Annotated in this window: 21 protein-coding genes and 1 pseudogene; 9 read left to right on the top strand and 13 right to left on the bottom strand. The window is 60.7% G+C overall.

From position 1 onward, the window contains the following. The first annotated feature begins 130 nt into the window (after positions 1-130). Positions 131-1,069 (top strand): hypothetical protein, encoded by a 939-nt coding sequence (locus AB8B33_RS12030; protein ID WP_439015536.1) that lies wholly within the window; start codon positions 131-133, stop codon positions 1,067-1,069. Positions 1,070-1,358: 289 nt separating this feature from the next. On the opposite strand, the gene AB8B33_RS12025 is transcribed toward AB8B33_RS12030, so the two are convergent. Further along, positions 1,359-2,336: a nucleoside recognition domain-containing protein gene (locus AB8B33_RS12025; protein ID WP_439015535.1), complete on the bottom strand. Its 978-nt coding sequence runs from the start codon at positions 2,334-2,336 to the stop codon at positions 1,359-1,361. 119 nt (positions 2,337-2,455) lie between these two features. Between AB8B33_RS12025 and AB8B33_RS12020 the strand changes: the two genes are divergently transcribed. After that, positions 2,456-2,908, top strand: a complete 453-nt coding sequence (locus tag AB8B33_RS12020) for an Lrp/AsnC family transcriptional regulator (RefSeq protein ID WP_113325324.1) — start codon at positions 2,456-2,458, stop codon at positions 2,906-2,908. A gap of 30 nt (positions 2,909-2,938) precedes the next feature. Here AB8B33_RS12020 and AB8B33_RS12015 read toward each other — a convergent pair whose 3' ends face one another. The 4 genes from AB8B33_RS12015 to AB8B33_RS12000 all read right to left on the bottom strand — a co-directional run bounded on the left by AB8B33_RS12015 (position 2,939) and on the right by AB8B33_RS12000 (position 7,141). After that, on the bottom strand, positions 2,939-4,288 hold the full coding sequence (locus AB8B33_RS12015; protein WP_439015534.1) for a carbohydrate porin: 1,350 nt from the start codon (positions 4,286-4,288) through the stop codon (positions 2,939-2,941). Positions 4,289-4,442: 154 nt separating this feature from the next. After that, a complete protein-coding gene (locus AB8B33_RS12010; protein WP_439015533.1) occupies positions 4,443-5,849 on the bottom strand; it encodes a M20 family metallopeptidase in 1,407 nt (468 codons plus the stop codon). Between the two features lie 274 nt (positions 5,850-6,123). Further along, complete coding sequence (locus AB8B33_RS12005) at positions 6,124-6,516, bottom strand: hypothetical protein (RefSeq protein ID WP_439015532.1); 393 nt, start codon at positions 6,514-6,516, stop codon at positions 6,124-6,126. Positions 6,517-6,616: 100 nt separating this feature from the next. Beyond that, positions 6,617-7,141: a hypothetical protein gene (locus AB8B33_RS12000; protein ID WP_439015531.1), complete on the bottom strand. Its 525-nt coding sequence runs from the start codon at positions 7,139-7,141 to the stop codon at positions 6,617-6,619. A gap of 565 nt (positions 7,142-7,706) precedes the next feature. On the opposite strand from AB8B33_RS12000, the gene AB8B33_RS11995 reads away from it, so the two are divergent. Continuing rightward, on the top strand, positions 7,707-8,414 hold the full coding sequence (locus AB8B33_RS11995; RefSeq protein WP_439015530.1) for a phosphatase PAP2 family protein: 708 nt from the start codon (positions 7,707-7,709) through the stop codon (positions 8,412-8,414). Between the two features lie 114 nt (positions 8,415-8,528). Beyond that, positions 8,529-9,596, top strand: a complete 1,068-nt coding sequence (locus AB8B33_RS11990) for a cyclic nucleotide-gated ion channel (RefSeq protein WP_439017243.1) — start codon at positions 8,529-8,531, stop codon at positions 9,594-9,596. A gap of 19 nt (positions 9,597-9,615) precedes the next feature. Here the strand turns inward: AB8B33_RS11990 and AB8B33_RS11985 are convergent. The 4 genes and pseudogenes from AB8B33_RS11985 to AB8B33_RS11970 form a co-directional block, all read right to left on the bottom strand. After that, a pseudogene (locus AB8B33_RS11985) lies at positions 9,616-9,887 on the bottom strand (dihydrofolate reductase family protein); the annotation flags it as partial. Between the two features lie 115 nt (positions 9,888-10,002). Further along, positions 10,003-10,587 carry a dual specificity protein phosphatase family protein gene (locus AB8B33_RS11980; protein WP_439015529.1) on the bottom strand — a complete coding sequence of 195 codons (585 nt, stop codon included), beginning with the start codon at positions 10,585-10,587 and terminating at the stop codon, positions 10,003-10,005. A 68-nt stretch (positions 10,588-10,655) separates the two neighbouring features. Then, complete coding sequence (locus tag AB8B33_RS11975) at positions 10,656-12,104, bottom strand: ATP-binding protein (protein ID WP_439015528.1); 1,449 nt, start codon at positions 12,102-12,104, stop codon at positions 10,656-10,658. Positions 12,105-12,203: 99 nt separating this feature from the next. Continuing rightward, the gene (locus AB8B33_RS11970) at positions 12,204-12,881 is read right to left on the bottom strand and encodes a response regulator transcription factor (RefSeq protein ID WP_037109214.1); all 678 of its coding nucleotides are present in this window, start codon (positions 12,879-12,881) and stop codon (positions 12,204-12,206) included. Between the two features lie 283 nt (positions 12,882-13,164). Here AB8B33_RS11970 and AB8B33_RS11965 point away from each other — a divergent pair, with 283 nt between their 5' ends. From AB8B33_RS11965 to AB8B33_RS11950, 4 genes are all read left to right on the top strand, one after another. Further along, positions 13,165-13,443 (top strand): hypothetical protein, encoded by a 279-nt coding sequence (locus AB8B33_RS11965; protein WP_439015527.1) that lies wholly within the window; start codon positions 13,165-13,167, stop codon positions 13,441-13,443. Between the two features lie 24 nt (positions 13,444-13,467). After that, positions 13,468-14,274: a COG4705 family protein gene (locus tag AB8B33_RS11960; protein ID WP_439015526.1), complete on the top strand. Its 807-nt coding sequence runs from the start codon at positions 13,468-13,470 to the stop codon at positions 14,272-14,274. A 316-nt stretch (positions 14,275-14,590) separates the two neighbouring features. Then, on the top strand, positions 14,591-15,343 hold the full coding sequence (locus AB8B33_RS11955; protein WP_439015525.1) for a COG4280 domain-containing protein: 753 nt from the start codon (positions 14,591-14,593) through the stop codon (positions 15,341-15,343). Further along, complete coding sequence (locus AB8B33_RS11950; protein ID WP_439015524.1) at positions 15,340-15,558, top strand: hypothetical protein; 219 nt, start codon at positions 15,340-15,342, stop codon at positions 15,556-15,558. The genes AB8B33_RS11955 and AB8B33_RS11950 overlap by 4 nt, the downstream gene beginning before the upstream one ends. A gap of 250 nt (positions 15,559-15,808) precedes the next feature. Here AB8B33_RS11950 and AB8B33_RS11945 read toward each other — a convergent pair whose 3' ends face one another. The 3 genes from AB8B33_RS11945 to AB8B33_RS11935 form a co-directional block, all read right to left on the bottom strand. Continuing rightward, complete coding sequence (locus tag AB8B33_RS11945) at positions 15,809-16,573, bottom strand: lysozyme (RefSeq protein ID WP_439015523.1); 765 nt, start codon at positions 16,571-16,573, stop codon at positions 15,809-15,811. Positions 16,574-16,836: 263 nt separating this feature from the next. Beyond that, positions 16,837-17,355, bottom strand: a complete 519-nt coding sequence (locus AB8B33_RS11940; protein ID WP_439015522.1) for a hypothetical protein — start codon at positions 17,353-17,355, stop codon at positions 16,837-16,839. Positions 17,356-17,490: 135 nt separating this feature from the next. After that, positions 17,491-17,754 carry a hypothetical protein gene (locus AB8B33_RS11935; RefSeq protein WP_113325044.1) on the bottom strand — a complete coding sequence of 88 codons (264 nt, stop codon included), beginning with the start codon at positions 17,752-17,754 and terminating at the stop codon, positions 17,491-17,493. Positions 17,755-17,818: 64 nt separating this feature from the next. On the opposite strand from AB8B33_RS11935, the gene AB8B33_RS11930 reads away from it, so the two are divergent. Next, positions 17,819-18,010 carry a hypothetical protein gene (locus tag AB8B33_RS11930; protein ID WP_439015521.1) on the top strand — a complete coding sequence of 64 codons (192 nt, stop codon included), beginning with the start codon at positions 17,819-17,821 and terminating at the stop codon, positions 18,008-18,010. A gap of 163 nt (positions 18,011-18,173) precedes the next feature. Here AB8B33_RS11930 and AB8B33_RS11925 read toward each other — a convergent pair whose 3' ends face one another. Further along, on the bottom strand, positions 18,174-19,442 hold the full coding sequence (locus AB8B33_RS11925) for a hypothetical protein (protein ID WP_439015520.1): 1,269 nt from the start codon (positions 19,440-19,442) through the stop codon (positions 18,174-18,176). Positions 19,443-19,758 lie beyond the last annotated feature (316 nt).

Below are 19,758 nucleotides of genomic sequence, written 5' to 3'. Positions count from 1 at the left end.
GTTCGATCCTTGCGAACACACTCATATCATGGAGGATTTTCACATGGGTCGCGGTATTCTTCTCTGGCTTCTCGGCATCCCCCTGCCGATCGTCATTCTTCTCGTTCTGTTCATGCGATAGGGGGCTTACATGTCTCTTGCTGAAGGCAGATACCCTCTTGAAGGTGGGCAGACCGGTGTGATGCCGGTCGAATCCTCTGTAGCGGCCATCGCCTGGGGACCGATCATCGGCGGCGCCGTGGCGGCGACGGGCATTACGCTCATCCTGCTGCTGCTCGGCTCCGGCGTCGGCCTCACCATGGTGTCGCCTTGGGCGGGACAAAGCAGTTCGGCGGCCACCGTCGGCATCACCGCGGCCATCTGGCTGGTCGTCGTGCAGTGGCTTTCCTCAGCCCTCGGCGGTTATCTGACCGGGCGGCTCAGGACCAAATGGGCGGCGGTGCACACGGATGAAGTGTTCTTCCGCGATACGGCCCACGGTTTCCTCAGCTGGGCGCTTGCGACCGTCTTCGTCGCCGGCTTTCTGGCCTCGTCGCTGACCTCGCTTGCGGGGGCAGGGGCAAGTGCTGCCGGTCAGGCCGCCATGGCCGCCGGTGTCGCCGGAGGTGCCGCCGCCGCTTCGGCCTCGGACACGGATTCGGCCGGTGCACCCACCTCCTATTTCACCGATGCGCTGCTGCGTCCGCAGAATATCGCCGACCGCGCCAACGCGGATAATGGTGCGGCCTCTGCCGAAATCTCCCGCATCCTCCTGCAGGGGGCGGCGAACGGCTCGGTGCCTGACGGCGACAAGACCTATATTGCCGGCATCGTCTCGGCCCGCACGGGCCTTCCGGAAGCCGATGCTCGTGCAAGGGTCGATACGGTGCTGAAGCAGATCGACGATGCCAAGGTTGCAGCACAGGCTGCTGCCGACAAGGCCCGCAAGGCTGCGGCAACCTCGGCTTTGATCGGCTCGCTGTCGCTGCTGGTCGGTGCCTTCATCGCCGCTGCGGCCGCCGCTTTCGGCGGGCGTCAGCGGGACGAGGAGGAGGATCTGATCGCGACCAGCCGCGGACCGCTGGTGTGATGGATGGGCGGTGCTCTCGAAGGAGAGGGTGCCGCGCTCTCGTCAGGTGCGTTGCGGCACACCTTTCCTCCCTCACACAGGAATCCAGTCACCGCGCGTCTGCGCGGTGACTGATTCCCTACTTGCCGTAGGCGAAAAAGTCTTTCCTGCCCAAAGACTTGGGCAGGCTGGATCCGTGTGACGGGCACAGGGATGAGGGGAGGTTGGGGCGGTCTCAGTGCCCCAAGCAAGCCCTGCGCATTGGCGGTGACTGTGCGCCGGGAAAGTGTTGCGGCAGACGTCCGCAAGTTCATCGTCTCTCGACTTCCATATTCCCCAGGCGAAACATCTGCGTGAAGAATGCCTTGTCGGGCAGGCGGCGCAGCAGGGCGGCAATCGCTGCGCATGCCGCTACGGCGAAGATGAGCCGGCCGGTCAGAACGCCATGCAGATCCGCGCCGAGCGAGATCACCACGATCGTGTCCTCTATCACGCTATGCGCAAAGCCCATGAACACGCATGACAGAAAGATCTGGCGCGGCGATATCGCTCCCGATTGCGCCTCGCGGATCAGCAGGCCGGCGCCGTAGGAAATGCCCAGAAACAGGCCGATAGCCGTGAGATGTTCGGCCTCTCCCCGAATGCCGGCGAGGCGCAGCACAGGCGAAAGCGCCTTCATCATCAGGCCCAGCAGCCCGGTCACCTTGAGGATTTCAAGGCCCCAGGACAGGACGACGAGGATGACCAGCATCCAGACCATGGTCTCGGCAAGCCCCCTGATATAGTCGGCCCAGTCGGGCGTTGCGCTCATCGGCAGCCAGACAGGATTGGCAGGGCCAGACAGCCAGCCTGTCGCCATCAGAACATGGTGCAGCAGGAAGGCATAGAGCAGGCCGCCCGCAATGCGCAGTGTGGTCGTCGCGATCATTCCTGGCCCCGCCTTCTGGATGATCTTCTGCTCGATCGGCAGACCATGTGCAAACAGGATGAGCGCCGAAAATACCGTGATGTCTGCGACGCTGAGCGAGGATGCGGGAACGAGGGTGAAAACGAGCGGAACGGCACCCCAGATCCCCACCAGCATGCCCGTCAGCCAGGCCACGCCCAGCTCCGGAGGCAGCCCGATCAGGTTCATGACGGGCGCAAAGACGGGGGCGACCGCCTTGACCGCCCCCATCCTCGACAAGAGCTCGGCCGCAACAGCGATCGGAACCGTGATGCGGACAAGCACCCAGTAAATTACGAGTGTTTCCTGGGTGTTGCGGCGGATGAGCGATAAGAACGACATTTGAGACCCCCTGATGGTGCCTCAATCTGTTAGCCCCGTTCGCTTCGAATTTGTGGTCAAAGATTGCAGGTCTATGCAATTTTATTGCAAAGACGCGTTCAACCGGTATGCTCGCTGGCATGGATCGTATCGACCGCAAACTTCTGAACCTGATGCAGCGCGACGCATCGCGCACGAATATCGATATGGCCGAGGAGGTGGGCCTGTCTCCTTCCAGCTGCCTGCGCCGCGTGCAGCGGCTCCACAAATCGGGTGTGATCGACCGTATCGTGGCAATCCTCAATCCCGCCAGGGCCGGACGCGGGATCAAGGCGCTGGTGACGGTGGAAATGAAGTTGCATGGCGAGGCGCATATGCGCCGCTTTCTGGATATCGCGGTCGCCGAAGAGGCCGTTTCGCAAGCCTATTCCGTCACTGGCGAAACCGATGTCGTCCTGATGCTGCGCCTGCGCGATATGGAAGAATTCGATGCTCTGTGCGACAGGCTTTTCCGCGACGAAAACAATGTCGCCCGCTTTTTCACCATGATCGTTATCCGCACGGCGAAAGAAGAGACCGCCATCCGGCTTTGATCGGCTCGCCGTGGCTGCCGGTCGCCGCTCTCAAAAGGATGTCACGGCCCTGAAACCAAAAATCGCTGCATTCTGTATCCGCGAATTCGGCTTGTCGGGATCGGCTGCATTGCCGCCGGGTCGGATGACATATTGAAAGAATGGCTGGGCCGTAAACCATGGCGTGATGGCCGCCTGATATGTGGCTTCGATCGCGGCCTCGGAGCTTGGAACCGGCTGCGACGTCCCGTTGAAGGCATTCTCGGCCCTTACCAGATCCGACATGCCCGAACTCATGCTGGCATAGGCAAAGCTCACGCCGGCTGTGTCATTGTCGCGGCCCGGCAGAAGCCCCTTATAGGCAAGGCCCAGATCAAAATACCAGTTCATGCTGTTGCGCTCCTGCTGCGGCGCAACCGCGATACGGACAAATCCATTGAGGCCATTGTCCGTACTCCCGGGCTCCTGCCAGAGCGTCTGATCGACAACGGCATAAACAGCAAAATTGCCCGAGAGCTGGCGCGGGCTGCCGCTCGACAGGGGATCGGCGAGCGAAACGCCGTTCGATGCGGTGGACAAACTGTCGAACTGCTCCGAATTATACCAAGCGCCGATCTTGTAGGTGCCCGGCAAGCCGGGCTCGCCCTTTCCTGGCGTATAGGCATAGGCCGCCTCGGCAATCGCAAGCACGCCATCGCCAACCGGAAACCCCAGTCCATTGGCATTGCCATCGGGGTCCGAACCGGTTGGGCTGCCATTGAAGACGGCAGCCTGCAGCGTCCAGGCATCGTCAGGCTTGATGATGATCTGAGCGCCCGGAACGGCGAAGGGATAGGCCGGTCCTCCTCCGGGCAGATCCGCGGCAAAAATGCCGGGCCATCCGAATGTCGAGTTGACGAAAAGGCTGGCCGTATTGCTGATCGCGAAATTCTGGTCCGCCAGGATTTGCCCGAGCTTCACCGTCACCGTGTTGTTCATAAGGCTCTGCGAGAGATAGAATTCGCCCAGCCTGAAGCCGGGATCGGCCTCCACCGAGGTTACGGTCAGAAGATTGCCGACATCCTTGCCGGACAGGCCCTGTCCCTGGATCGCATAACCGGAAATATGAATGGCGCCGCCGGTCCAGCCTGCCAAGCGGCCCATGTCGAAATCGCCCTGCAATTGGAAAAGACCGTCATAGGCCGTTCCTCTTCTCACGCCGCCCGATACGTTGCCGAGCACATCGCTGGTCTGCGACATCGTGAACGTGACGCCCTGGTCCCGCAGCCAATTGCGGTAGCCGTGCCAATCGCCTGTCAGTGTCGTATCGGCATAGGATGGCGGTGCCGTATCATCCGCCCGTGCTCCCGCGCCGTAAACAGCAATCGCAAACACAAGGGCGGCGCCGGGCAGTTTTTTCATTCTCTTCCCTTTTTCGGAGGCTCTGATTTGGGAGGATGCAAAGGGGCTCACCTGTAGCGCCTTTGGCGCGAATCTGAGCTCGCTATCATTGGAACGAATTGCGCAGCTGGGCAAGATTTGCGCTCTTATGCAGCACATGCCATCAACCGCGCGCTCATTTACGAGCCAGATTGCCACTTGATACTGCCGGAACGCTTCGCTCTCCGAGGTCCCAATAAAGCCCGGCCATCAACGCGAGTCCTTCACGCGCGATATTCATGGGCAGGTGCTCGTTCGGCGCATGCTGAGAGCACCCCGGATACGAGTGCGGTATCCACACGGTCGGAAGCTGCAGAGTTTCAGAGAAGGCATCATTCGGCAGCGAGGCGCCGAGGTTCGGCAGTATTGCCGGCTTTTTCCCTGTTGTACGGCCGATCGAGTCCACTACCCAGTTGACCCAAGGATGCTCAGGATCGAGCCTCGTGGCACGAAAGACCTCATCGCTCGCCTGCGCTATTTGAACCTGGGAAAAACCGTGACGATCCAGGTGACGGCGAAGAGCCGGCAAGACATTTTCCACGTCAATACCGACGACGAACCGTAACTGACAGCGGGCCCAGGCTCTTGCAGGGATAGCCCCAACAGGCGTTCTCGGGTTTCCGGCCTCGAAGGCGAGTACAGCAAATGAACACCAGGCGAACAGCTTTTCCGCTGCCGTCAGCCCAGGCTCGCCCCAGTTCGGATCAATCTGCGGGCCTTCGGCATCGCTCTCGACCTCACAATCCGCAAGCACTCGACGAACATTGTCCGGGATACTCACCGGAAGCCATTCCGGAACAAGAATCTTGCCAGAGGGCTCAGTGATGCTGGCGATCGCGTGGGCAAGCTGGATTGCAGGATCGGAGAGAAGACCGCCCCAGTTGCCGGAATGATGGCCGCCCTTGCGCGCATCGATCCAGATGTCAAAGCTGATCGCGCCGCGAGATCCCAGAAAGACGGTCGGCCGCGCGGCGGAAAGTCGGGGACCATCCGAAGCGATCAGCACGTCGGCGCGGAATAATTCCTTATGGGCGTCAACCAGTGCATGCAGGCCTGGGGAAATTCTTTCCTCCCCCATCTCAATCAGATACTTGGCATTGAATCCGAGTCTCCCGCGCGTCTCCAATACGGCCCGGAGCGCGCCGATGTTGATGGTATGCTGACCTTTATTGTCGGCGACACCGCGACCGTACCACCTGCCGTCCCGCTCGATGAGTTGCCAGGGAGAGAGACCGTCGGCCCATTCATTATCGAGCCCCCGTATGACGTCACCGTGGCCATAACCCAGCACCGTCGGCCGAAGGGCGTCCTCGTGGCGCTCGACGTAAAGGAAAGGCCAGCCGTTTTGGGAAAGCTTGCGACATTGAAAGCCAAGGGCTTCAAAGGCGGGTGTCATCTCACTATCGAGATACTGATCGAGAACCGGTGCACGATCAGGGTTCTGGCTCTCGGTCGGCATCGCGACACGTCGCGCCAGATCCTTCCGAAAATCGCCGGAAGCGAAGTAAGACTCTGCTCTGGCAATAGCGGCGTCTCGGCTCATACCTGCAACCTAACACGAGAGGGAATTGGCCGGAATGGTCAAAGCGGCATGCAACAACGATCGCGTTGGGCCATGAGCGGGCTTCGGTGACATCTGCTACATGATGCCGAGGTTTTTTCGGGTGCGGTATATTCGATTGCACTTGCCCTGCCGCCAGTCCGGAACTCGCCATCCATCATCTCCATGTCGTCGCACACCGCGGTTTTCGCGGGGTGCGACGATGGTTCGTCATGATGTCGGTGATTTTGCCGGTGCCGCATCCGGCACCATGGCGTCACGGCTTGGCGAGATGCCAGACGCCTTCGGCCCCGTCACCGTGAATATCTCCACGCATGGAATCGAAGTGATAGGTGTATAGCGGCGAGCCGTTATAGGCCCACTGGGTTACCCCGGTCGGTCGCGTGACAACGCTCCAGGGACCGGATGCCTTGGCGCCGGCCGGTGCGACAAAGGGAGGCCAGGCGAGGGCACACAGCAGGGTGCAGGATGACTTGCCGGGCTGGTCCTTGTCGAAGGTGTAGAGCGATTGGCCGTCAGCGTCCGCAAACAGCTTCTGCTGTCCGCTGGTCACGATCGTGGCAGGCGACGGCGTCTTTGCCTCTGCAGCCGATAGCGAGATCAGGGCGAGGCCAAGTGAGATTACCAGGCTTTTCGTGGTACCGGACATTTTGGGGTCCTTTCTGCCGCAACCCTGTGCCACAGGAGGGGTTCCTGCCGGCCACAGGCGGCGGTTGGTTCAGGGGTTGGTGGGATCAGTTTGCGGGCAGCTAACCCTTGGCAGCGGGTGCCGGCGGCACCGGCAGAATGATTTCTGAAGCAACCTTCCAGTCCTTTCCGATATGAAGCCAGTCGATGATCATCAGGAACGGTTTGGGCGTCCCGTCCTGGCCGGCATAGGAGACGGTGATGTTCATCGGCGCGTAGGATTCCGCCACGTCAGGCGTCAAACCGACGATCTTGAGCTTCGCGTAATCCGGCTCGAGCACGACCGGGCCGGATGTGCCGATATCGTGCAGCTTCCGGTCGATCGCTTCGTTGCCCCAGAAACCTGCCCAGTTTCCCTCGGCGGGAACGGCGCTCTTGGCGACAAGGAGGGCTGAGGGGGATTGCCAGAACATCCCGTGAAGACCCTTGAAGTCGTGCCGGTTGGCGAGCTCCATCAGCCTGGAGAACTCTGATTTGATCCTGTCCGTGGTCTGAGCGTTCAGTGGTTTCTCGTTGGCGGAAGCAGCAAGCGAGGGCGCGGCGGAAACGGCCAGGGCGAAGGCCGCGGCCCATAATGTCTTATGCATGTCATTGTTGCCTTTGCGGATTTGACGGCGGGGTCGTTAGGACGGACATGATCTTATGGGCTTGCTTGAACTGGTATTCACTGCGCGTCCGGCGAGCGAGGCGGACGCGTGACGCGCACGGGCGGATCGTCAGCATAAGCGAGCGGCCTCATCGCCTGGCAGGGCGTGCTCCGTTCCATGACCACCTCTCCGTTGTCCAAGAGTGACTGTTTTCAGCCCCGTCAGGATCACCGGGTTAGCCGGGATTTGTAACTATACGAAGGTAGAGAACGCGGTAGATGAAGGGGTGAGTACAAAGTTCCGTGAGCCTGATGTGACCGTGCCGGCCTGCCGTCGTGACGGACCGCTTGGCTCGGCCGCGGCGTGCGCGATCTGCGGGCGGATCTCGGGTACGGCGGCCCTTGCAAAAGTGAGCCGCTGCACACAGTTGATGGGTTCAATATCCCTACGGCATCGGCCCGAAAATCGGGATCGATTTTCGGGGGGGCTGATGCGTAGATTCAAAGAAGTAGAGCGTCCCTAGTGCGTCCGAATGGACGCACGGCGCTCCAGGGAATGGAGAAGAATGCAGCGTATCAAGACCTGGCTGAACCAGTATGAGCCGATGACACTCATCACCTTTGCCTGCATTGCCGGCGGCCTCTTCCTGCTGCAGCGGCTGACGAGCGAGGTGCTGGAAGGCGAAACGCTTGGCTTCGACCAGACGATCCTGCTCTGGCTGCGCCAGCCCGGCGATCTCGGCCGGCCGATCGGCCCGCAATGGCTCGTTCATGCGATGGGCGACATTACCAGCCTCGGCGGTGTCACCGTCCTGACGCTGCTGACATTGCTTGCGACAGCCTATCTGCTGCTCGACCGCAAGACTGTCATCGCCGTCTTCCTGTTCCTCTCGGTTCTCTCGGGCTGGCTGGCGAGCACGGGTCTCAAGATCATCATTGCGCGCGCGAGGCCCGACGTTGTTCCGCATCTCGTCGATGTCAACGATCTGAGCTTCCCGAGCGGCCATGCGATGGTCTCTGCCGTCACCTACCTCACGCTCGGGGCGCTTCTCGCCCGCACGCAGCGCTTCCGCGCCACGCGCATCTTCGTCATGGGGGCAGGCATCTTCCTCGCCGTCACGATCGGCCTCAGCCGCATCTATCTCGGCGTCCATTATCCGACGGATGTGGTGGCCGGCTGGGTCGCCGGCTCGCTCTGGGCGCTGCTGTGCTGGCTGGTGTCGAAGCGTTTCGTTGTGCGGGCGGATGGAGAGGGGCAGGGCGGGGGGGCGTGAGGGTTCTTATGGAGGCCTGGTAGGCTGCTTTTGAACGAGGCGCCACCCAACCTCCCTTGCGTGTGGTCCGAAGGTATCTATTGTCGACGAATGCCGGGCGGTTGGGAGTATCTAATGTCGGCAGTGCCATTCTCAAAGATTTCGACGCCGCTCAACGCGCTGTTCGCTACAATCGGTCTCTTGGTCGTTGCCGCACTGACGACGCAGGGCCTTACTGGTCAGGAGAGGCTTGTCTTTGAGCTGCTACTCGCGGCAATTTGGCTTGCTTATGTCCTCCAATTGAGCGGCACATTGCTTTCACGGCGACACCGCTTGTCGGGCGGGATGCCGGCCCTCGTGATCGATTTGCTCGCGGTTCTGGTTCCGGCTGCTGCATTCTTGTTCGTTGGGTCCCGTGATCGAAACCTCTATTGCGCCATTTGGCTTCTCAAGCCGTTGCGCGACTCGACCTTTTTCAGGCTGCTGGCAAAGGTGGTCGCGAATGAATCGCGCAATCTGCTTGGCGTGACATCGGTGTTCGGCATCGTTCTTTTTGGTGCTGCGTTGGCCGGTTATATCATCGAGCGAGACGTCCAGCCCGATACGTTCGGCAGCATTCCGCAGGCGATGTGGTGGGCGGTCGTGACGCTGTCGACGACCGGCTACGGTGACGAGATCCCGCAGAGCCTTGCAGGTCGAGTTCTGGCCGGATTGGTGATGATGAGCGGGATCGGTATTTTTGCACTTTGGGCCGGCATCCTCGCCACCGGCTTCTACGAAGAGGTTCGCCGCCAAGACTTCGTTCGCAACTGGCAATTGATCGCTGCCGTACCCCTGTTCCAGAAGCTTGGTTCCGCTGCACTGATCGAGATCGTTCGGGCGTTGCGGCCGCGCATTGTCCCCGCAGGTGCCGTGATCTGCCGCAAGGGCGATGTTGGCGATCAGATGTTCTTCATTGTCGAGGGGCGGGTCACCGTGGCGACACCCGACCATCCAGTGGAACTCGGTGCCGGAAACTTCTTTGGCGAGATGGCGCTGATCAGCGGCGAACCGCGCTCAGCGACGGTCAGCGCAGCAACCGAGGTATCGCTGCTGTCGCTCTACGTCGTGGATTTCCAGATGTTGTCGAGCAGTAGTCCTGACATCGCGGAGACCATCCGCAAGACGGCGCTGGAGCGGCGGGGCGGGCCGCCGAAGGAATAATCCAAGCCGGCGGGGGGTACGCCTTGACCGGCTCATAGCGCAGGATAACTGCGCCGGCTGCGGTCGTCGTGCTGTCGAGTAGCTTCAGTGGAAGCTGCCGGCCCGCCGGTTTGAAATGCGGGTTGCCGCCGCCGAGGATGACGGCCACAAGGCAGATTCGGATTTCGTCCACTAGGTCTTCCCTCAGAAGTGAATCCGCCAGTTCCGCGCTGCCGAAAATGAAGATCGTCTTGCCGGTTTTAGCTTCTTGAGTTCCGAGACAGGTTTACTCACGACGCGGGTGTTGTTGAAGACGTAATGCGTCCCCGAAAACTCCCGCGTGTCCGGAAATTTGAATAGCTGTCCCGCCGCATGGTCGTCCTTTTCAGGCCCGGGCTTGTTGGCACTCCACCCAAGAGAGCAAGCCCTAGCTATCGATCCCGAAAACCTTCTCGAGCTTTTCCCAGCTCGCATCCATGGCGAAGGCCGCCGAGAGATAGGGGATGCCGATATGGCCGTAGCGGACCGAAAGCTGCCTCTCGGCGCTTTCCTCGTCGAGGCCGGCGATCTGTTGCAGGTAGAGGACGGAGACGAGGCCGGTGCGGTCGGCGCCGGCCTGGCAGTGGATGAGGATCGGCTTTGGGGCGTTGCGCAGCAGGGTCAGCAGTTCGTGCGCCTGCTCGGCCGTCACCTCCGTGGAGGCGGAAAGCCCGTAGTCGATATGGGTGATGCCGTCTTTCTTCGCTGCCTCGGTTTCCTGCATGTACCAGTTGGCGGTGTTTTCGCCGCGCAGGTTGAGGATGGTCTTGATGCCGTAGCGGGCGACGTAGGTGTCGATATCGGCGCCTGAGGGCTGGGCGGAGCGGTAGAGTTCGCCCGGCAGCACTTCATGGAAATTGCCAAGCAGTTGCAGCCCGCCGAGGTAGCCGCCGAACAACAGGGCGGCGACGCCGAAAGCGGCAAAAGCACGTCCGTAGATGCGGACATGCTTTCGCTTTGTCTCTTTGCGCAATTCCGGACGCAAAACCGCTACACACTTTTGCTGGAATTGCTCCAGACTTCTCCAACGTCTTTTCATTTTTATCCTTGGTATTGGGCGGGAAAGAGGAGGGTGATGCCGAGGCCGGGATGCCGGTCGGTGAGCGTGATGTGGGCGGCATGCAGATCGGCGATTGCCTTGACGAGGCTGAGGCCCAGGCCGCTGCCTGATGTCGTGCGGCTCTTGTCGAGGCGGTAGAGGCGGCGGAAGACGAGTTCGCGCTCCGCTTCGGGAATGCCGGGGCCGTCGTCGGAAATACTGGCCGAAAAGCCGTCATCCTCGGCCCGCAGCGCAAGCGTGATCCTGGTCATCGGCGGGCAATGGTTGATGGCATTTTCCACGAGGTTGACGAAGAGCTGGGTCAGCAGTTCGCGGTCGCCATTGACCATGCAGGGGGAGGCGGGCCTGGTGGTGAAATTGAGCGACTGGCCGCTATCCTCTGCAACGCTGCTGTAGATTTCCGCAACCGAACCCATGATGTCGCTGATATCGACCGGCCGGAAGCGCGCCTTGCGGGCGCCGGCCTCGATCTGCGAGATGCGCAACAGCGCCTCGAACGTGGCGTTGATACGGTCGCTTTCCTCGCGGGCGTCGATCAGCAGGGTCTGGACATCCTCACCGCGCCCGCCCTGTTCGATTGCCTGCTCGACGGTCATCTTCAGGCGGTTGAGCGGTGTCTTCAGGTCATGGGCGATATCGGCGCTCACCTGCCGCATGCCTTCGACGAGGGCCGAAAGCCGGTCCAGCGCCTGGTTCATATGGGTTGCGACGACATCGATATCATCGCCATTGCCTTCGAGCGGAATGCGCCGCGCCAGATCGCCGCCCGAAACATCGCTCATCGCCCGCTCGATGCCGTCGAGCCGGCGCTGGGCGCGGGCGGCGAGAAAAGCGCCGCCGCCGCAGGCGAGAATGATGATGCCGCCGGTGGCCCAGCCGAAGCTCATCAGCGCGATATGTTCCAGATCCTCGGTTTCGGCAAAGCTCTCGCCGACGATCAGCCGGTTGCCGCCAACGGTGCCTGCCAGAATGCGGATGCGGTCGTCGCCCTTCTGTCCGATGTCGCCGGCCTCGATGGTCGAAAGGCCGTCTTCTGCCGCAAACGGCGAGACATTGCCGGCAAGCCGCTTACCCTTTTCGCCCGAAAGCAGGAAAATGCTGTCTTCGGCATTGTTGAGGCGGGCATAGGCTGCGACAGCGGCAACGAGGTCTTCGATGTCGGCCGGTGAATAGGTGGAGGCGACGACCGAATAGGTCTCGCGCACGGAATCGTCCAGCGCCTCGGCCAGATCGCGTTTCAGGAGCTGGTAGGTGATGATGCCGGCCACCAGAAAGGCCAGGATGAAAAGCAGGCCGAAGGCCAGCGCCAGCCGGAAGGGCGTGCTGCGCAGCAGCCTGGAGCTTTTCCTGGAAGCGGCTTTTTCCATCAGCATCGGATTACCCGAAAACCGCTGCGCACTTTTCGGTCCGATGGTCTTTTGCTCAAGCATCGGATTATCCGAAAACCGCTACACACTTTTCGGTCCGATGCTCTTTTGCTCAAGCATCGGATTATCTGAAAACCGCTACACACTTTTCGGTCCGATGCTCTAGCGCGGCGCATGCAGGCTGTATCCGGTGTTGCGCACGGTATGAAGCAGCGGGATGTCGAAAGGCCGGTCGATCTTGGCGCGCAGGCGGCTGACATGGGTTTCGACGACGCTGGTCTTCGGGTCGAAGTGAAAATCCCAGACGCGTTCGAGCAGCATGGTGCGGGTCAGCACCCGGCCTTCGCCACGCATCAGCACTTCGAGCAGGGTGAATTCGCGCGGCTGCAGTTCGATCGTCTGGCCCTGTCGCGTCACCTGCCGGCGCACAAGGTCGAGTTCGAGATCAGCCACACGCAGCACCGTCTTCTGGTCCTGCACGGGCGGGCGGCGCGCCAGCGCATTGACGCGGGCGAGCAGCTCGGAAAAGGCGAAGGGCTTGGTGAGGTAATCGTCGCCGCCGGCCTCCAGCCCTTCGACGCGGTCGTCGACGCCGCTGACCGAGGTGAGGAAAATTGCCGGCGTGCCGATCCTTGCGGCGCGCACCGCCTTGATCAGCGACAGTCCGTCCAGGCCGGGCACCATCCTGTCGACGACCAGCACGTCATATTGCTCACGTGTCGCCTGGAAAAGCGCGTCGCGCCCGTCGTCGATGACGTCGCAGACGTGGCCCGCCTCGATCATGCCGCGAGCGACAAAATCGGCCGTCTTTTTATCGTCCTCGACGACAAGAATGCGCATGGCCGGTCCAAACCCTTCACCTGATCGGAAGATTACTCTCACGCGGCACAATTCGCGCAAAATTGTGTCCTCCGCCTTGTCGAATTCTTACGGATTCGTAAGTCGGCGGAACCGGTCCGATCCCGGCTCTTCCTGCAACCGGACCTTTCTTACGAAAGCGTATCTTCCCGGCAAAGGCTGTGTATGGACCGGCGGCTAGAAGCAGAGACAGGGGTGGCGGAAACACGAACGCCACCGCTGTTCAAACGCCGGCGCCGGGGCGCCGCATTCAAGGAGATATCCCATGAAGACATTCCCAACGACACTAGTTGGCGCAGGCCTGCTCAATGCCCTCGTCATGGCCGGCGTCATCGCCGTTGCCATGCCCGCCCATGCCGCCACCGTGCCCTGCGAAGACATGCTGAAGGATATGCGCGCCGCCAAGGCGAAGGCCAAGCTCAGCGATGCCGACATGGCCAAGGTCAACGATCTCGAAGCGAAAGCCGTCGAGCGCTGCAATGCCGATGACGATACCCGCTCGGACAAGTTCCTGACCGAAGCCATGGCGCTGATGGGCAAGTGATTGCAGCAAGCGAGGAGAGATCCAATGGCAGAAAGATCATCAGACGGGCCGGCGAATATGCCGGCTGATGACATCAACCGCGTGCCGCGCGTCACCGTCGATTTCTGGCTGATCAAGCTGATGGCGGTGACGATGGGCGAGACGGCGGCCGATTATCTGGCGGTCAATATGGGCCTCGGCCTGACGGTAACCTCCATCATCATGACCGCCATCCTCATCGGCGCAATCGTGCTGCAGTTTACCCAGAGGCGTTACGTTCCCTGGGTCTATTGGCTGGCGGTGGTGCTGATCAGCGTCGTCGGCACGCTGGTGACGGATAATCTCACCGATAATTTCGGCGTGCCGCTTCTGACCTCGACCATCGCCTTCTCGATCGCGCTGATCGTCACTTTCATCTTCTGGAAGGCGAAGGAGGGCACGCTGTCGATCCACTCGATCTTCACGACACGACGGGAAGCCTTCTACTGGCTGGTGGTGCTCTTCACCTTCGCGCTCGGAACTGCCGTCGGCGACCTGATCTCCGAGGTGTTCGGCTTCGGCTACATCACGACGGGCCTGATCTTCGGCGCCATCATCGCCGTCATCGCCTTTGCCCATTATGCATTCAGGCTCGATGGCATCCTGTCCTTCTGGCTCGCCTATATCTTCACCCGGCCGCTCGGCGCCTCGCTCGGCGACTATCTCTCGCAGCCATCGGACTATGGCGGCCTCGGGCTCGGCACGATCTATACGAGCCTGATGTTCCTCGCGATCATCGCCTTCATCGTCATCTACATGAGCTTCAACTACGAACCCGAGATCGAAGGCAGCCCGGAAGAGCCATTGCGTTAAGGGCTGCCTGACGTGCTCGCCTCGCTCTGTCATGGGTCAGCCATGAGGGGCGAGGCGAGCGCTTACGGATTTGTAAGATCGCGGAAAAGGGCAGGACAGGTCTTTGACCTACAGCCTGTGACACGACCTCCGCCCGCCGCATGCCAATCCATCCCGCACGGCAATCCTCCCACCCGACAGAGCCGGTGTCTGCGGGCTGATCCATGAGGGTGATGGACATGCCGGGTTCGCTGCTGGCATTCTCCCTGCCAAGGCAGCGATGCCCGGTCCTTCCCGCCTGCCTGTCCGGATCGAAGCCAAGAAAACCGAGTAGAAGATGACGACGATCACAAGCATAACCTCGACAATGACGGCCTCCTTCCTCGGCTCCTTCGTGGAAGTCGTGGAGGCCTTTACGATCATCCTTGCCGTCGGCGTGACACAGAGCTGGCGGCCGGCCTTTATCGGCACGGGGCTGGCGCTTTTCGTGCTGGCGGTGCTGGTGCTGGTCTTCGGGCCTTTGCTCGGCCTTGTCCCGATCGACATCCTGCAATTTACCATCGGTACGCTGCTGATCCTGTTCGGCATGCGGTGGCTGAGAAAGGCGATCCTCAGGGCCGCGGGCTTCATTGCGCTGCATGACGAAGAGAAGGCCTTTGCCTCGGAAACGGATGCGCTTGCCCGCCAATCCGCCGACCGGCGGGCCGATTTTCTGGCCGGTACGGCCGCCTTCAAGGCGGTGCTGCTCGAAGGCGTCGAAGTGGTGTTCATCGTGATCGCGACAGGTGCGCGGCCCGGCATGCTGCCCTATGCAAGTCTCGGAGCGCTGATTGCCTGCATCGCGGTGCTCGTCATCGGGCTTCTCGTCCACAAGCCACTGTCTTCAGTGCCGGAAAATACGCTGAAATTCATCGTCGGGCTGCTGCTGACGGCTTTCGGCATCTTCTGGATCGGCGAGGGCATCGGCACGCCGTGGCCGGGCGAAGACCTCTCGCTGCTTGGAATCTTCGCCCTGCTCGCCGCCTTCTCCTTCATCGCAGTCCGGTGGCTGCGGCAATATCACGATACGCATGCGGAGCTCGCCCGATGAACATTCTCAAGATCGCCTTCAAGGAACTCATCGGCATGTTCATCGATGACGGGGCACTGGCGCTGTTGAGCCTGCTGCTGGTGCTCGCCGTCGGCCTCGCGGTGGAAACCACGCTCATCGGCCCGATCGCAGGGGCGGTGCTGCTCGTGGCTGGCTGTCTTGTGATCCTCGCAGAAAGCGTGATGCGGGCGGCGCGGCGGAAGTTTCGGCGTTAGCGGCGGCAAGACACGCGGTATGGGGGCAGGGCGATCTTACCGGCGTCTTTCGCGCGCCGCCGCCAGAATGAGAGGCGAGACGGCGGTGGCGAGGGAGCAGAAGGGCAGCGGTCAAAGATGGAGGTCTCCGGTATAGCCGCGGCAGTGTGAGCCGCACCGGCGACTTCCATTTTGCCTTCGACTCGTAAGTCTGTCGAAGCACCACCATCCACTCTTCGGTAAAACCGACTACGAATAGCCAATTTTGTTCTTACTGGTTCCATACCGAAATTTCACGCTCCCTACGCGCTTTTAGCCCAGGCAAAAGGGTGCCGCTGCGCATTGCCCATCTCCTCATCTCGTCCGGTACCTTTTCATACTGACCGGCGTTTAGCGTTTGTAGCAATGTGGATGACGAGAAATTTTTCACTCCGACGTTCCATACAAAAGAGACTAGAGCTTCACGCTGATTGGGCGAGAGTGGAACTTTAACGAGTTGATCTATGGCCGAGTTGGCGGCCTTAAGATCGTTGGCTAATAAATCTTTCGCCTGATCCACGGTAACCGCTGGTGTGTCCGGACCGACACCGTCCGTGTGGCCAAATCCAATGCTCCACCCGCCAAATGGGTCACGAATGGGGGTTGAGCTGAACCCCTCGAATGCACTGACAAGATCCACACCTGCGACGTTGGATGGAAGAGGATTGCTGCGCAGCTCTTGCAACGCCTTTGGTGACAATGGTTGACTAGCTGATGCGAGTGTATCTCTGAAAACACCCTCGGCCCAAGCCCTAAGCTCTGGGGTGGCGGGATTATCAGATTGGAGAATACTTATCGCTATTTCGGCAGTTTTTTGCTTAGCTGAGCGATCTTGTAACGCTGTATTTACATAGAATCCAGCAATGGCGACGGTGAGCGGAATTAGAATAGAGCCTAGCAATTTACCTAGTATGTCGATTTTGTCCCAAATGTCCTTTGAAACTTCAGGCTCAATTAAATCCGACTGTGTTACGGGCGTGATTGGCTGCTGTTGCATTTTTATGCCCCCAATACATTCCTTGTTCTTGCTACCTTAGAGAGTGGGGGTTCTGGGAGCAATACTCTGGACTTCCGTGTGGAGGAAGTGGTTCCGCGTCAGAAACTGATGTCACCCGGATGATGACGAAGGTGAACGATTTTTGGAATGCGGCTGCCCGATAGAAGCCACTCCGCCATGGCCGGGCGAAGATTTGTCGCTGCTTGCCATCTGCAAGTTCCGGCGCTAGCGGCTGCAGAATACGCGGTATGGAAAGGCCAATCCTACCGGCCTCTCTCCCGCGCAGCAGCAATCACCAGCGGTGCGGCTGCCGTCACCAGCGAGCCGAAGGGCAGCCGCTGCAAGGCCTTGCCCACGAGGAAGGCTGCGGCCATGGCGCCAGACAGTTTCAGCCAGGGATAAGCGCCAAGCTGCGCATGGGCGCTCGCATCCGCCCAGCGAATATTTTCTTCCACCACGCTGCCCGCCTGATGGCGGATGATGTGCAGCCGGGCGCGAAGATTATTGATCTCGTAACGCACATTCTCGATCTGCCGCTCGAGCTCCTCGCGCGCGGCGGCGCGCTCGACATCGACGACGATCTCCTCTATCGGCGCATCCTCGGCGACCGCATGCAGATAGTCTTCATAGGCCGCCTCACTCGCAAAACCCTCGGCCTTCGCGTGCTGATCGGCCTTTTCCTGTTCGGGGGTTTTTTCACGTTCGGGCGCTGGCGTGGGCTCGCTCGCGTCTCTGAGTTCGTCCATGCCTTCGATGGCGTCCCTGCCTGTCGTGCTCGCCATTGCGGTCTCCTCTTTCGCTGACGGAGTTCAAACGTTCGAGGCGGAAAAAGGATGCATGGGCGGCGGGGATTGATTGCCGGCGCGATACGCCGACAGAACGGGTTGATCCCTGACGGATTGAACTCAGCCGCTTGGCTAGGATTGAACGAGGATCACCAGGGTCTCGGGCAATACGCCGTCATATTCCATCGCATCGGCCGCTTGCCTGGTCTTCATGAATTCCGCCAGGCGGCCCATATCGGCGACGTCCATGACGAGGCCAACCTTGTTGGACGATTGCGGATCGACGAAGGTGCGAATGTTCGTGCAGCCGATCGGTTCGAAAATTTCCTTGCGACGGGGCGAGGCGAGCCAGTGTTTGACGTCCTTGACGTCATGATGAGCCAGGATGGTCGGCATTGCGTCCTCCTCTTGCTGCTCTGGACATCAGAGCCGGAGAAAACTTTACGCCTCGGGTAATCGCATGGATATCACCCGCATGGGTGGGCGCATCCAGTTTTACGGGGACAGGATGATCACCGTTCCGATCGAACTCGACGTGACGAATATCAAGCCAAACGGGGAACGGGTGCGCGCGAAGGAAACGGAGCTCGATTTTTCCCTCTGCATGCTCGACCTGATGAACGACTTTCCGGTGCCACTGAAAGCGAAGTGAGGCTGCCGGGTGTCCTTTCCGAAACCGGTGCTGGCGGGATTGAAACGCTCGAGATGGTGAAGAGGATGCTTGGGCGGGTGAAGGGTGCGTGGTGGCGGTGGACTCGAACCAAGCGCTTCGATCTTGGTGGGCAAGACACGCACAATACCTGAAGGCAGCTCTCTTACCCAAGCCCATCATAAGCCGCACCCAGCGCCTCGCACTGCGCATCCGGCGCCAGCGTGGCAATCCGCAGCCGCTCCCGCGCATGAAGCGGCAGATGATCGATCAGCCAGTCCATCAGCATGGCGGCATCGTCGGAGGCTTCAAGCTTGCGCGCCTCATATTCCGAGAGGCCGCCGAGCTGCCGCCCAAGCGCGCCGGCGCCCCTGAGATCGCCGACCATCCTTGCCCGCAGCGCCGAAACCTCCACTTTGCCGGTGACCTCCGGCAGCGGTGCAATGCGCACGGCGGCGAGCGCATCTGATGAAACCGGCTTCTGCCGGCGGCGGAAGAGGCCAGTTGTGCCCAGGGCTTCGAAGCTGCCGTCGATGTACTGGCCGGTAACCTCGGCAATCTGCACAGCCTGCCTGGCGCGGAAGGAAAAGCGCATCGCCTTGCCAGGGCTGCCGCCGCTGCCATGGCATTCGGCAATCACGGCGGGAGCGCCGGGGACGAGCTCGGCTGCCACGACAAAGGGCGTGTCGAAGATCGCGAACTTGTCGCCATCGGCAGGCACCGCCGCCTCGATCGGCGCCTCGCCCTGGCTTGAGAAATTCCCGCCTGATCGCGTCACATTGGCCGAGGCGAAGGCCGGGTAGGGACGGGAGAAATCGATCGGCTCCGGCGGTTTCGGGTTATGGGTGTAGATTTTGTCGGTTGCGACCGCTTCCATCAGGCAGAGGAGATCGGGCGGGCGTCTTGCCGGCTTGATCGGCTCGCCGGATACGGGCTGAAACTGCACCACATAGTCGGGCAGCTTGTCGGCGCCGTTATCGCTTGAGCCCTTGTCTGCCGTACCATCCTCCCTCGCGCTTGGCTCGGCGCTCCACTCAAGCGCGGTCACGGTGACGGCATAGTCTCCATTCGCGATGTCGATCCAATATTCCTCAGCATCCGTTGTCTGCGTCATTTGCTCCTTGCCCGGCAGGGTATCGGTATTGTCGAGAAACACCCGTCCATGCCGCACGCTATAGGGAAAGGTCCAGCGCGGACCGGCATAGGACTGTTCCCGCTCCGTCATCGCGCCATCGGTGAGGCGCAAGGCAAAACTGCCGTCGCTGCGCGTCGACCAGGCAATCAGCCGGCCCGCGGCACTTTCGAGCGGGTAGACGAAGGGCTCGGAATACCAGGCGATCGGCCAGTCGCCGGCATGGGCGAGATCATCGGGGTGGAAGAGCACGATATGGGCAACATCGGTCGAAACCATCAGAGCCTTCGAAAATCCCGTCATGAAATATCGTCCCCTGAGAATGTGATGAATGAAACCACGGCGGCATATGGCCCGCAAGGGCGAGGATATAGGCTGATGGCGTGTATTTTGATGAAGGTCTTTTGGGGGAGGAGGTTCGCCTGCGCTAACCTCTTTTCATGAGGGGTTGTGCCGTGGGATACCCCCCCTCTGTCCTGCCGGACATCTCCCCCACAAGGGTGGAGATCGACAAGCGGCCTGACCTTCTCGTCCCTCTACCGTTTTGCCCGCTGCAACGTTCATTGTTTGGGGAAACCGGTGCCCCAGCCAATCTCCCTCCTTGTGGGGGAGATGTCCG

It is taken from the genome of Rhizobium sp. 768_B6_N1_8 (genome assembly GCF_051811225.1).
Taxonomy (GTDB): domain Bacteria; phylum Pseudomonadota; class Alphaproteobacteria; order Rhizobiales; family Rhizobiaceae; genus Rhizobium.
Note: the sequence above shows the minus strand (reverse complement) of the source record. Positions and strands in the feature narration are given on the sequence as shown.

Coding starts and splice junctions, on each gene's coding strand:
- AB8B33_RS11965 (WP_439015527.1), top strand. CDS start 13,165: ATGAAGACATTCCCAACGACACTAGTTGGCGCAGGCCTGCTCAATGCC.
- AB8B33_RS12010 (WP_439015533.1), bottom strand. CDS start 5,849: ATGAGCCGAGACGCCGCTATTGCCAGAGCAGAGTCTTACTTCGCTTCC.
- AB8B33_RS11970 (WP_037109214.1), bottom strand. CDS start 12,881: ATGCGCATTCTTGTCGTCGAGGACGATAAAAAGACGGCCGATTTTGTC.
- AB8B33_RS12000 (WP_439015531.1), bottom strand. CDS start 7,141: ATGCATAAGACATTATGGGCCGCGGCCTTCGCCCTGGCCGTTTCCGCC.
- AB8B33_RS11950 (WP_439015524.1), top strand. CDS start 15,340: ATGAACATTCTCAAGATCGCCTTCAAGGAACTCATCGGCATGTTCATC.
- AB8B33_RS12005 (WP_439015532.1), bottom strand. CDS start 6,516: ATGTCCGGTACCACGAAAAGCCTGGTAATCTCACTTGGCCTCGCCCTG.
- AB8B33_RS12015 (WP_439015534.1), bottom strand. CDS start 4,288: ATGAAAAAACTGCCCGGCGCCGCCCTTGTGTTTGCGATTGCTGTTTAC.
- AB8B33_RS11990 (WP_439017243.1), top strand. CDS start 8,529: ATGTCGGCAGTGCCATTCTCAAAGATTTCGACGCCGCTCAACGCGCTG.
- AB8B33_RS11935 (WP_113325044.1), bottom strand. CDS start 17,754: ATGCCGACCATCCTGGCTCATCATGACGTCAAGGACGTCAAACACTGG.
- AB8B33_RS12030 (WP_439015536.1), top strand. CDS start 131: ATGTCTCTTGCTGAAGGCAGATACCCTCTTGAAGGTGGGCAGACCGGT.
- AB8B33_RS11945 (WP_439015523.1), bottom strand. CDS start 16,573: ATGCAACAGCAGCCAATCACGCCCGTAACACAGTCGGATTTAATTGAG.
- AB8B33_RS11925 (WP_439015520.1), bottom strand. CDS start 19,442: ATGACGGGATTTTCGAAGGCTCTGATGGTTTCGACCGATGTTGCCCAT.
- AB8B33_RS11940 (WP_439015522.1), bottom strand. CDS start 17,355: ATGGCGAGCACGACAGGCAGGGACGCCATCGAAGGCATGGACGAACTC.
- AB8B33_RS11930 (WP_439015521.1), top strand. CDS start 17,819: ATGGATATCACCCGCATGGGTGGGCGCATCCAGTTTTACGGGGACAGG.
- AB8B33_RS11955 (WP_439015525.1), top strand. CDS start 14,591: ATGACGACGATCACAAGCATAACCTCGACAATGACGGCCTCCTTCCTC.
- AB8B33_RS11960 (WP_439015526.1), top strand. CDS start 13,468: ATGGCAGAAAGATCATCAGACGGGCCGGCGAATATGCCGGCTGATGAC.
- AB8B33_RS11975 (WP_439015528.1), bottom strand. CDS start 12,104: ATGCTTGAGCAAAAGACCATCGGACCGAAAAGTGCGCAGCGGTTTTCG.
- AB8B33_RS12020 (WP_113325324.1), top strand. CDS start 2,456: ATGGATCGTATCGACCGCAAACTTCTGAACCTGATGCAGCGCGACGCA.
- AB8B33_RS11995 (WP_439015530.1), top strand. CDS start 7,707: ATGCAGCGTATCAAGACCTGGCTGAACCAGTATGAGCCGATGACACTC.
- AB8B33_RS12025 (WP_439015535.1), bottom strand. CDS start 2,336: ATGTCGTTCTTATCGCTCATCCGCCGCAACACCCAGGAAACACTCGTA.